Origin of the sequence: Kitasatospora sp. NPDC101176 (assembly GCF_044768035.1) — a bacterium.
Classification (GTDB): Bacteria; Actinomycetota; Actinomycetes; order Streptomycetales; family Streptomycetaceae; genus Kitasatospora.
Genome location: NZ_JBIWPA010000028.1, coordinates 1 through 12182, shown reverse-complemented (window position 1 = coordinate 12182; position 12182 = coordinate 1). Strand labels below are relative to the sequence as shown.

General features: G+C 75.6%; 7 protein-coding genes and 1 pseudogene. 6 read left to right on the top strand and 2 right to left on the bottom strand.

Annotated elements, in window-relative coordinates:
• Positions 1-410: 410 nt before the first annotated feature.
• Together ACIRS1_RS29500 and ACIRS1_RS29495 are read left to right on the top strand one after the other, a co-directional pair.
• Positions 411-572 (top strand): hypothetical protein, encoded by a 162-nt coding sequence (locus ACIRS1_RS29500; protein WP_402845058.1) that lies wholly within the window; start codon positions 411-413, stop codon positions 570-572.
• Between the two features lie 251 nt (positions 573-823).
• Positions 824-4183: a S8 family serine peptidase gene (locus tag ACIRS1_RS29495; protein ID WP_402845056.1), complete on the top strand. Its 3360-nt coding sequence runs from the start codon at positions 824-826 to the stop codon at positions 4181-4183.
• Between the two features lie 103 nt (positions 4184-4286).
• Here ACIRS1_RS29495 and ACIRS1_RS29490 read toward each other — a convergent pair whose 3' ends face one another.
• Positions 4287-6761, bottom strand: coding sequence for a YfhO family protein (locus tag ACIRS1_RS29490; protein WP_402845055.1), 2475 nt, complete (start codon positions 6759-6761; stop codon positions 4287-4289).
• A 156-nt stretch (positions 6762-6917) separates the two neighbouring features.
• Here ACIRS1_RS29490 and ACIRS1_RS29485 point away from each other — a divergent pair, with 156 nt between their 5' ends.
• From ACIRS1_RS29485 to cimA, 4 genes are all read left to right on the top strand, one after another.
• Positions 6918-7484 carry a Uma2 family endonuclease gene (locus tag ACIRS1_RS29485; protein ID WP_402845053.1) on the top strand — a complete coding sequence of 189 codons (567 nt, stop codon included), beginning with the start codon at positions 6918-6920 and terminating at the stop codon, positions 7482-7484.
• A gap of 84 nt (positions 7485-7568) precedes the next feature.
• Positions 7569-8606 (top strand): 3-isopropylmalate dehydrogenase, encoded by a 1038-nt coding sequence (locus ACIRS1_RS29480; RefSeq protein WP_402845051.1) that lies wholly within the window; start codon positions 7569-7571, stop codon positions 8604-8606.
• Between the two features lie 243 nt (positions 8607-8849).
• Positions 8850-9962, top strand: a complete 1113-nt coding sequence (locus tag ACIRS1_RS29475) for a branched-chain amino acid aminotransferase (RefSeq protein WP_360204837.1) — start codon at positions 8850-8852, stop codon at positions 9960-9962.
• A 351-nt stretch (positions 9963-10313) separates the two neighbouring features.
• Positions 10314-11918 (top strand): citramalate synthase, encoded by a 1605-nt coding sequence (gene cimA, locus ACIRS1_RS29470; protein WP_402845049.1) that lies wholly within the window; start codon positions 10314-10316, stop codon positions 11916-11918.
• A gap of 72 nt (positions 11919-11990) precedes the next feature.
• Here the strand turns inward: cimA and ACIRS1_RS29465 are convergent.
• A pseudogene (locus tag ACIRS1_RS29465) lies at positions 11991-12182 on the bottom strand (ATP-binding protein); the annotation flags it as partial.

The window sequence follows — 12182 nt, the reverse complement described above, 5'->3', positions numbered from 1 at the left end:
GGTGGTGGTGGGGGCTAGCGCCGCGGAGTTCGGCGCCGTGTGCGCCGGCTCGGTGGACTTGGGCGCCTGCGCCGCTTGCCCCCGGGGGCCGGCCCCGCGGTGCGCCGGGGGCCCGGGCCCCGCTGCGTTCCTAGGGTCTGTCCTCAAACCCGCCCTCCGGGCAGACGACGGGGGTTTGAGGACAGACCCTCGGGGTGAGCCGCGTCTCAGATACTAGGAAATCCAAGTATTCGTGCAGACACGGCCCCGACCTGGTCGTACCGTGGAAGAGCCACACGATGTGCCGCCCCTGTAGCCAGGGCGCGCGGCCCGTGTGCGCGTGCGCCCCCACGGCAGGAGACCCCTGCTCCGCGCGTACCCCTCCCCAACCCTCTGCGTGCCCCTGCACGCATGCCCCCAAGGAGCCCGGTATGCCTACCACCGCAGACCGCCACGCCACCCCCGCCCCCGCCGCCACCCCCGTCCGCGCCCCGCGCCGCCGCCGGGCCGCCGAGCGGAACTCCTTCGCCGCCGCCGCGCTGCAGCGCTCGCTGGACCGCCGTGACAACGGCGGCGTGACCGGCCACCTCTGACGGGTCCGGCCCCCGGCGGGATCGCCCCGCCGGGCCGGGCGGCCGTCGGCGTTCATCCGCCTAATGGGCCGCCCGGGCTGACGCCGGTTCACCCGGTCGAGTGCAACCGGCCTCCGTCCGGGGGAAGTTGCTCGCCCCGCCCGGCGCGATCATCCTAATTTGGGGCCCCCGGAAGGGTGATCGACGGCCGCGCGGGCGGGCGTCAGCGACACGGTGTGCGGATCAGTCCCCCTCCCGGGGGAGAGGGCCCAGTGCGCCTGCCACCCGTCCGCCGAACCGTCGCCAGGATCGGCCTCACCCTCGCCCTGCTGGCCGGGACCGCGGCGCTCGCCGCCGCCCCGGCCTCCGGCGGCCCGCCGCACCCCCCGACGGCGCCCGACGGAGCCGGGCGAACCGCCTCCGTCCTGCTCGAACTCACCACCGAGGCGGCCGGCCCCGCCTGGCGGCGCGCCGCCGACGGAGCCCGCCGGGCCCGCCGCTCCCCGGAGGCCGTCCGCCGCGAGGCCGCCGACGCCGGAGCCGCCCAGCAGGCCAGGGCCGCCGAGGCCCTCGACCGCGCCGCCGCCGCCGTGCACCGCGCGGCACCCGCCACCCGGGAGCTCTACCGCACCCGCACCCTGCTCACCGGCCTCGCCGTCGACGTGCCCGCCGGCCGGCTGCCCGCCCTGCGCGCGCTGCCCGGCGTGCTGGCCGTCCACCCGATCGTCCGCAAGCAGCGGGACAACGCGCACTCCGTGCCGCTCACCGGCGCCCCGCAGGTCTGGGTCGGAGCCGGCGGCGACCAGGCCGGCGCCGCCGGGACCACCGGCCAGGGGGTGCGGATCGGGGTCGTCGACAGCGGCATCGACTACACCCACGCCGACTTCGGCGGCCCCGGCACCGAGGCCGCCTTCCGCTCCGTCGAACGCGGGAAGCCCGCGCCGCCCGAGCTCTTCCCCAACGCCAAGGTGGTCGGCGGCAAGGACCTCGTCGGCGACGACTACGACCCCGACCCGTCCTCCCCGAACCACCAGCCCGTCCCGCACCCCAGCGACAACCCGATCGACTGCGACCGCAACGGGCACGGCACCCACGTCGCCGGCACCGCCGCCGGGTACGGCGTCACCGCCGACGGCCGCCCGTACACCGGCCCCTACCGGCCGGGGCTCGACCCGGCCGGCTTCAGGATCGGCCCGGGCGCCGCCCCCGGCGCCCAGCTCTACGCGATCCGGGTCTTCGGCTGCGCGGGCTCCACCGACCGCCTCGCCCAGGCCCTCGACCTCGCCGCCGACCCGAACGGCGACGGCGACCTCACCGACCGCCTCGACGTCGTCAACCTCTCCCTGGGCAGCCACTTCGGCAACCCCGACGACACCGACGCCCTCGCCGTCGACCGGCTCGCCGCCCTCGGCACCGTCGTGGTGGCCGCGGCCGGCAACGACGGCGACGTCTACGGCGTCGGCGGCAGCCCCGGCACCGCCGCCCGGGCCGTCACCGTCGCCGCCTCCGTCGACCCGCACAGCGACGCCGACGGCCTCACCGTGCTCGCCCCCGCCGACCTCGCCGGCGTCGTCCCCGCCCACTGGAGCGAGCGCTACCAGGGCTGGGCCACCGCCGACGTCAGCGGCCTGCTCGGGCTGCCCGCCGACCAGTCCGACGGCTGCGCCGCCTTCAGCGAGGCCGACCGGCAGCGCCTGGAGGGCCGCGTCGCCGTCCTCACCTGGCGCACCCGCGAGCCCGACCGGGCCTGCAACTCCGGCCCGCGCGCCGACCACGCCGCCGACGCCGGCGCCATCGGCGTCCTGTACGCCGCCGACACCGACCACCTCGCCGAGATCGCCGGGAACGAGCGGATCCCGGCCGCCCTGCTGGCCCGCGCCGACGGCGAACGGCTCCGGCAGGCCGCCGCCGCGGGCCCCGTCCGGATCCGGCTCGCCGCCCCCGGCAACCCGCTGCACGGCTCCGTCTCCCAGGACCAGCCGGGCCGCACCGACACCCTGACCGACTTCACCTCCCGCGGCATCGGCGTGCCCGGCCTGGTCAAGCCGGACCTCGCCGCCCCCGGCGAGACCATCTGGTCCGCCCTCGTCGGCAGCGGCAGCGGCGGCCAGCGCGAGGACGGCACCTCGATGGCCACCCCCCACGTCGCCGGCCTCGCCGCGCTGGTCCGCGCGGTGCACCCCGACTGGCCGGTCGAGCAGCTCAAGGCCGCGCTGATGAACACCAGCGTCGACACCTGGCTCGGCGACGACCACGGCGGGCCGGTGTACGGCCCCGAGCGCACCGGCGCCGGGCGCGCCCAGGCCGACCGCGCCGTGCGGACCCCCGTCGTCGCCTACGCGGCCGGCGCGGGGGCGCCCGAGGGCGCCGTCGGCGTCTCCTTCGGACCGGTCGAGATCGGCGGGCCGACCGCCCTCGACCGCGAGATCGAGGTCAGCAACCACGCCGACCGGCCGCTGAGCTACCGCACCGGCTACGCGGCCGCCACCGAACTGCCCGGCGCCGCCTTCGAGGTGGCGCCCGCCCGGGTGGACGTCCCGGCCGGCGGGACGGCGCGGATCCGGGTGACGCTGTCCGTCCCGGGCGAGCTGGGCCGGACCCCCGACCCCACCCTGGACACCGTGCAGGGCGGCCTGGCCCGCAGCTACCGCGGCGAGCTCTCCGGCCGCGTCCTGCTCACCCCCGTCACCGACCCGGCCCTGCCGGAACTGCGGGTCCCGGTGCTCGCCGCGCCGCGCGCCGCCACCGACCACACGGCCACCACCGCCGCCCGCACCACCCGGGACGGCACCCTGCTCGCGGTCGCCGGCAGCGACGCCCCCGGGAACCGGCCCGGACTCGTCACCGCGCTCGCCCTCGGCGGCGAGGGAGCCCGCTGGGCCGACTGCCCGTCCGGCAGCGGCGCCGCCGCCGGCCCGGGCGCCGGCATCGGGCCCGAGGAGGCCACCGAGGCGGCCGACCCGGCGCAGGACGTCTGCGTCGAACACCCCGGCGAACGGGTCGCCAACCTGCGGGCCGTCGGGGCCGGCGCCACCGCCGACCTGTTCTACGTCGGCGCCAGGCTCTGGGCCCCCGCCGCCACCCCGGTCGGGCTGTTCGGCGTCCGGGCCTCCCTCGACACCGACGGGGACGGCACCACCGACGTCATCCTCAAGGCCGACCGGCAGCGCGGCAGCGACGTCCTGGTCTCCCGCGCCCTGGACGCCCGCACCGGTGCCGAACTCGACGTCCAGCCGCTCGACGCCCACTGGGGCGACACCGACACCGACCTGCTGGACAGCGACGTCCTGGTGCTCCCCGTCCGGCTGAGCGCGCTCCCCGGCGTCCGGGAGGGCCACAGCACCGTCCACTACGGCGTCTGGACGGGCGCCGCCGGCCCCGGGAAGCCCGACCCGGCGGAGGCCTACTCGGCCGTCGGGCTGCGCGGCACCCGCCCCACCGTGGCGATCGACGTCCTGCACCCCGCGCTGGACGTCCACGTCGGCACCACCGGACCGGTCGCCCTCGCCGCCCCCGTCCACTCCGGCACCGTGCTCGCCGTCCACCGCGCCGTGGGCGACCGGTCCCGGCTGCTCCTGCTGCACCACCTCAACCCGGCGGACCGCCGCGGGCAGGTGATCGCCCTCCCCTGACGACCGGACACCGTGGAGGGGCGGTCCCGCCGGGCGGCGGGACCGCCCCTCCGTGTGGTCCCCCGCCGCCGCGGCCCGTCGGACGTTCGCCCAGGCCGTCCGGTCAGCCCGCGGCGGCCCGCCGCCGGGCGCCGCGGGACGGGCGCGCGGGCCGGTGCGTCAGACGGGCGAAGACGAGCACCAGCGCCAGCAGGCCGGCGGTGCCGGAGGCCACGGTGAGGCCCTCGGTGAGACCGGGCGGGCGGAAGGAGCAGTCCACCCGGTCGGCGCCGCCGCCCAGCGGGACGCCGATCATGCCGAGGACCGGCGTCGGTGCCACCCGCGGACCGCCGCCGGCCGCGCAGCCCCACCCGTCGGTGGCCGCGACGGAGACCAGCGCGGTGCCCGTCGACCCGGCCGGGAGGGCCGCGGCCAGCGTGTGCCCGCCCGCCGTCACCCGGGTGGCACCGGTGGCGGTCAGCCGGGCGACGGCCGCCTCCAGGGCGCCGGCCCGCAGGCAGCCGACCGGCCGGGCGGGGAGCTGGCTCACCGTGTCGGAGCGCAGCGTCACCCGGACCGTCCCGTCGGCCGGGACCGGCCCCAGCCGGTGGACGGCGACGGCGGTGGTGGGCTGCTCGCCGTCGCTCTCGAAGGTCGTCCCGAGGCCGCTGACCGTGCCCCGGTACCAGACGCCGTGGAAGTAGGCCGTCCCGCCCGGGGTGCAGGCCACGGTGAGGACCGTGCCCTCGGCGCCGCCGGGCAGCGACCAGCCGCTGCTGCCGTGCAGGGTGGGTGCCGGGCCGCCCGCCGGGACGGGCAACGGGGCCTCGTACACCCGCTCCCCGAGCAGCGACTCCTGCCGGGACCAGACCGAGCCGGTGTCCGTCCGGGCGCCCGGCGGCAGCACCGTGACCAGCGGCGGCGCGGCGGCCCGGCCCTGGACGAAGCCGTCCGGGGGCGGCCCGTCGTCGAGGTGCGCGCGGACGGCGAACAGCGCCTGCCCGACCGGGTCGGTGACGCTGGCCGTCTGCCGGCCGCCGGCCGTCCAGCCCGCGCCCAGGTCGTGCAGCAGCAGGGCGACGACCGTCGGCAGGTAGCCGCTGAAGTAGCCGCCGCCCTGCCCGTCGAGCAGCAGCGGGTCGTTGGTGGTGAAGGCGTGCGGCCCCGGGTCGCTGCGGCCCAGCGGCCAGTCGGCGGCGCCCCGCACCGCCGCGTACCCGGCCCGGACGGCGGACTCCGGGGCGCCCCCGGGCGGGACGGCGCCCAGCGCCGCGTACCCGGACCAGACCGCGTTGCCGAGCACCGCGCCGCCCAGCACCCAGGTGGCCACGGCGCCCGCCCGGCGGTCGGCGTGCCGGCGGTCGAGGACCCGGAGCGCGGCCAGCACCACGGCACCGCCGACGGCCAGCAGCAGCCAGGTCGAGGCGCGCACCGAGTGCCGGCCCGCCGCCAGCCCGGCGATCAGCGCGACCACCGCGGCGCCGCCCAGCAGGGTCACCCCGTCCGGCCGGTGCGCCAGCGACACCCAGCCCGCCAGCACCAGCAGGCCGCTCAGCACGAACGCCACCCGGTACGGCCCGCCGGCCGGGATCGCCAGGCCGTGCCAGACCAGCACCGTCGGGGTCCACACGAAGCCGAGCCCCACCAGCACCAGCGCCCCGCACCACACCGCCCGCTCCCGCACCCGGACCCGCCGGTTGAACGGCAGCCCGCACACCAGCAGCAGCCCCAGCACGCCGATCGCGACGTCCGGCAGCGGCAGACCGCTGTGGGCGGCCGGCAGCAGCTGCGCCAGGTGCCCGCCGAGCCCCGACGGGCCGAGCGGCTGCACCGGGGACTCCGGCTGGGCGGTGTGCGCGGCGCGGACGGCGACGAACAGCACGGGCGCGGCGAGCAGGATCCCGACGGTGGCCACGGTGACCGCGCGCCCGGTGACCCGGACCCGCTGCCGCAGCGGCCGCGGGGCGGTGAACAGCCGGACGGCCAGCAACAGGCCGGCCGCCAGGGTGGCCAGCGCGGCGGTGTACAGGTTGCCGGCCCAGGCGAGGGTGACGCACAGCGAGCCGGCCACCCAGCGCCGCTCGTGCAGGCACCAGTCGGCGGCCAGGCCCAGCAGCGGCAGCGAGACCAGCCCCCAGAGCCACATCGGCGCCGCCCCGCCCACGTCCAGCACCCAGGCGCAGAGCCCGTAGCCGACGGCGGCGACCGCCCGCAGCCAGTGCGGGCCGCTGTGCAGCCGGCCCAGCAGGTGGGCCATCAGGGCGGTGCCCAGGCCGATGCTGGCCAGCACGACCAGGAACACGCCGAGCCGCCCCTGGTCGCGGGGGAGGAGCGCGGTGGGCCAGGAGAACGGGTTCATCAGGTAGGCGAAGAAGTCGGCCAGGAACGGCACGCCGTAGCCGCTGTTCCAGTTGAACAGCAGGTCCCCGGCGGCCCGGCCGTGCAGCAGGTCCCACAGGTGCGCGTGGTACGGCACGGCGACCTCGCCGGCTCCGGTCGGCCACGCCCCGTGCAGTCCTGCGGCGAGCGCGTACCCGCCCGCCGCCAGCCCTGCCGCACCCCCGCAGACCAGCACCTCCCGCCGCCGCTCGGCCCTCACGCACGCGCCCCGTTCTGCCAGTGACCCCGGATCCGCCACCATCATTGCGCCCCCAGCGCGGAAAACGACGTACGCGCTCCTTCGAAGGGGTGGCGTTCCGGACGGCCTTGCCGAGTAGCCTGGGAGCGCCGCCAGGATGCCCGTATGGGAGGAACCATGAGCATCTCGCCGTACCCCGACTGGATCCGGCCTCCTGTCGGTGGCTACACCGCAGAGGATCTCGACCGGCTGCCCGATCTCCCGCCGCACACCGAACTGCTCGACGGGAGCCTGATCTTCATGAGTCCGCAGACGAGGTTCCACATGCGCACGCTCCGGCGGCTGGAGCGGGCTCTGGAGCACGCCGCGCCGACCGGGCGGGAGGTGTGGCGGGAGATGACCGTCCGGCTGGACCACCGGAACCGGCCCGAGCCGGATCTGCTCGTCGTCGACGACCGGGGCGTCGACGGCCCGCGGCAGACCTTCTGCGAGGCGGAGCACGTCCTGCTGGCCGTCGAGGTGGTGTCCGAGGAGTCACGGGAGCGGGACCGTGACACAAAGCCGCGGAAGTACGCCGCCGCGGGCATCCTCCACTTCTGGCGGGTGGAGAGCGATGACGACGGGAGGCCGATCGTCCACACGTACGAGCTGGACCCGGCGACCAGGGGCTACGGGCTGACGGGCATCCACCACAAGCAGCTGAAGGTCGAGCGCCCGTTCCCGGTCGAGGTCGACCTGACCTGACCTGAGCCGGCCCGTCCCGGCCCGGCGCGTCCGGATGGTGGACGCCAGGTGTCAGCCCCTGGGACGGCGGAGTAGGGTCCGAGCATGTCTCGCACGATTCGTCTCGCAGTAGTCCCGGGTGACGGCATCGGCCAGGAAGTGGTGGCCGAAGGTCTGAAGGTCCTGGGCGCGGTGCTTCCCGCCGACGTCAAGCTGGAGACCACCGAGTACGACCTCGGGGCCCGGCGCTACCACCGGACCGGGGAGACGCTGCCGGACTCCGTGCTGGCGGAGCTGAAGTCCCACGACGCGATCCTGCTGGGCGCCATCGGCGACCCGAGCGTGCCGTCGGGCGTGCTGGAGCGGGGGCTGCTGCTGAAGCTGCGCTTCGCCTTCGACCACCACATCAACCTCCGCCCCGGCCGGCTGTTCCCCGGGGTGAAGTCCCCGCTGGCGGGCGAGCCGGACATCGACTTCGTGGTGGTCCGCGAGGGCACCGAGGGCCCGTACGTGGGCAACGGCGGTTCGCTGCGCACCGGGACGGAGCAGGAGGTGGCCACCGAGGTCAGCCTCAACACCGCGTTCGGCATCGAGCGCGTGGTGCGCGACGCCTACCGCCGGGCCCAGGCGCGGCCGCGCAAGAAGCTCACCCTGGTGCACAAGAACAACGTGCTGGTGCACGCCGGGCACCTGTGGTCGCGGATCTTCGCCGCGGTCGGCGAGGAGTTCCCCGAGGTCACCACCGACTACCTGCACGTCGACGCGGCGACGATCTTCTTCGTCACCCAGCCGGAGCGCTTCGACGTCATCGTCACCGACAACCTGTTCGGCGACATCCTGACCGACCTGGCCGCCGCCGTGACCGGCGGGATCGGCCTGGCCGCGAGCGGCAACATCAACCCGAGCGGCGAGTTCCCGTCGATGTTCGAGCCGGTGCACGGTTCGGCGCCGGACATCGCCGGCCAGGGCAAGGCCGACCCGACGGCCACCGTGCTGTCGGTCGCCATGCTGCTGGAGCACCTGGGCTTCGCCGCGGAGGCGGCCCGCGTGGAGGCCGCCGTCGCCGCGGACCTGGCCGAGCGCACCGGCGCCCGCAGCACCTCCGAGGTCGGCGACGCGCTCGCCGACCGAGTAGCCGGCTGACGGGCCGGATCCGAAGGACGGAGTCCGGCCGACGAGCCGGGTCCGACAAGGTCCGGCCCGGTGGGCCCGACCGCATAACCGCAGCTTGCAGCTCCCCAAGGAGCGGGCGACTGTTCGGCACGGCCCTCTGGATGCGAGTATCGACAGTGGGTCGTGCCGCCGTGCGTTCGTTCCGGTGATCGTTCGCCGTGACGTCCACCGGCGGTGGCGACCCGAACCAACCCCACGGTGAAGGAAACAGCCATGAGCACGCCCACCCAGGCGCCCATCTCGTTCGACCTCAAGCCTTCCGCCCACCCGCTGCCCGCCGCGGAGCGCGAGGCCCGGCTGGCCAACCCCGGTTTCGGCCGGGTCTTCACCGATCACATGGTCACCATCCGCTGGACCGAGGGCGTGGGCTGGCACGACGCCCAGCTGGCGCCGTACGCGCCGCTGGAGATCGACCCGGCGAACATGACGCTGCACTACGGCCAGGCGATCTTCGAGGGCCTCAAGGCCTACCGCCAGGCCGACGGCTCCATCGCGACCTTCCGCCCGGAGGCCAACGCCGCCCGCTTCCAGGCCTCGGCCCGCCGCCTGGCGATGCCGGAGCTGCCGGTGGAGACCTTCGTCGAGGCCGTCGAGCTGCTCGTCCAGCAGGAGCAGGCCTGGGTGCCGAACGAGCCCGAGCAGAGCCTGTACCTGCGCCCGTTCATGTTCGCCACCGAGGTCGGTCTGGGTGTCCGGCCGGCCAACTCCTACCTGTTCATGATCATCGCCTCGCCGGCCGGCGCCTACTTCCCGGGCGGCGTCAAGCCGGTCTCGGTGTGGCTGTCCAAGGAGTACGTCCGGGCCGCGCCCGGCGGCACCGGCGCCGCCAAGTGCGCCGGCAACTACGCCGCCTCGCTGATCGCCCAGGCGGAGGCCGCCGCCAAGGGCTGCGACCAGGTGGTCTGGCTCGACGCCGCCGAGCACCGGTGGGTCGAGGAGATGGGCGGCATGAACCTGTACTTCGTCTTCGGCGAGGGCGCGGACGCGAAGATCGTCACCCCGGAGCTGTCCGGCGCCCTGCTGCCCGGCATCACCCGCGACTCGCTGCTGCAGCTCGCCGCCGACCTCGGCTACGCCGTCGAGGAGCGCAAGATCTCCACCGACGAGTGGCAGCGGGCCAACGCCGACGGCACCCTCACGGAGGTGTTCGCCTGCGGCACCGCCGCCGTGATCACCCCGGTCGGCTCGGTGAAGTCGGCCGCCGCCGACTGGACGGTCGGCGCCGGCGAGCCCGGCCCGGTCACCATGGAGCTGCGCCGGGCGCTGCTGGCCATCCAGGGCGGCCAGGCCCCCGACACCCACGGCTGGCTGCACAAGATCGTCTGATTCCGCACCCGCGCCGGCCTGCCGCGTTTCGCATCGCGAGACGGGCGGGCCGGACCGCGGGGGCTGTGCCAGACTGCCAGCGTGTCCTCGCTGTCGCTGATTATTAGCAGCAGGCGCGCCGGTCCGCAGTGACCGCTCCCGCAGGACCCGATGCGGAGCGACCACCAGCGTCCAGACCCGCGCGCAGACCTCTCGCACCCGCGAGGGGTCTTTTTGTTTACCCCGGACCGGCCGGGAGCCCCCACAAGGGGCTCGGGGACACCGGGGCGCGCGCGGGATGCTGGACAGTGGAGCCGGGACCCGAGATCCGGCAGAGCAGTACAACCTCCCCGAAACGGAGAACCAGGGGTCATGACCGAGGTCAGCCGTACCGACGACAGTTTCCACGTGTTCGACACCACCCTGCGCGACGGCGCGCAGCGGGAGGGCATCAACCTGACGGTGGCGGACAAGCTGGCCATCGCCCGGTACCTGGACGAGTTCGGGGTGGGCTTCATCGAGGGCGGGTGGCCCGGGGCGAACCCGCGCGACACCGAGTTCTTCGCCCGTGCCGCCGCGGAGCTGGACCTGCGGCACGCCCGGCTGGTCGCCTTCGGGGCCACCCGCCGGGCCGGCGGCAGGGCCGCGGAGGACCCGCAGCTGGCCGCACTGGTCGCCTCCGGCGCCCCCGTGGTCACGCTGGTCGCCAAGTCGCACGACCGGCACGTGGAGCTGGCGCTGCGCACCACCCTGGACGAGAACCTGGAGATGGTCCGGGACAGCGTGGAGTTCCTGCGGGCCCAGGGGCGGCGGGTGTTCATCGACTGCGAGCACTTCTTCGACGGCTACCGGGCGAACCGCGACTACGCGCTGGACGTGGTCCGCACCGCGCACCGGGCCGGGGCGGACGTGGTGGTGCTCTGCGACACCAACGGCGGGATGCTGCCCTCGGACGTCCGGGAGATCGTCGCCGACGTGCTGGCCGTCACCGGGGCCCGGCTGGGCATCCACGCCCAGGACGACACCGGCTGCGCGGTGGCCAACACCCTGGCCGCGGTGGACGCCGGCGCGACCCACGTGCAATGCACCGCCAACGGCTACGGCGAGCGGGTCGGCAACGCCAACCTGTTCCCGGTGGTCGGGGCGCTGGAGATCAAGCACGACCGGCGGGTGCTGCCGGAGGGCCGGCTGGCCGAGATGACCCGGATCTCGCACGCGATCGCCGAGGTGGTCAACCTGACCCCCTCCACCCACCAGCCGTACGTGGGCTACTCGGCCTTCGCGCACAAGGCGGGCCTGCACGCCTCCGCGATCAAGGTCGACCCGGACCTCTACCAGCACATCGACCCCGAGCGGGTCGGCAACACCATGCGGATGCTGGTCTCCGACATGGCCGGCCGGGCCTCGGTCGAGCTCAAGGGCAAGGAGCTCGGCTACGACCTCTCCTCCGACCGGGACCTCGCCGGCCGGGTGGTCGCCCGGGTGAAGGAGCAGGAGAACCTCGGCTACACCTACGAGTCCGCGGACGCCTCCTTCGAACTGCTGCTGCGCGACGAGGTGCGCGGCAGCCGCGACCGCTTCTACACCCTGGAGTCCTGGCGGACCATCAGCGAGCAGGGCCCGAACGGCTTCACCGGGAACGAGGCCACGGTGAAGCTGTGGGCGAAGGGCGAGCGCCGGATCGCCACCGGTGAGGGCAACGGCCCGGTGAACGCCCTCGACCAGGCGTTGCGGGCCGCGCTGGAGCGGACCTTCCCGCAGCTCGCCAGGTTCGAGCTGGTGGACTACAAGGTCCGCATCCTGGAGGGCCAGCACGGCACCGGTTCGAAGACCCGGGTGCTGATCGAGTCCACCGACGGCACCACCACCTGGTCCACCGTCGGGGTGGCCGACAACGTGGTGGCGGCCTCCTGGCTGGCCCTGGAGGACGCCTACACCTACGGCCTGATCAGGGCCGGCCTGGACCCGGCCGAGTAGCGCGCCCCCGCGCCACGCGCCCCCGGCCCGTGGACCCTCCGCCGGAGGGTCCACGGGCACCGTTCACCGGCCTCAGCGGAGGCGGGCGAGGAGGGCGTGTTCGACGAGGGTGATGAGGGCGCTCTTGGCGCTGTCGCGCCGGCGGGCGTCGAGGGTGATGACGGGGGTCTCGGCGCTGAGCTGGAGGGCCTCGCGGACCTCGTCGGGGGTGTGGGGCTGGTGTCCGTCGAAGCCGTTGAGGGCGACGACGAAGGGGAGTCCGCT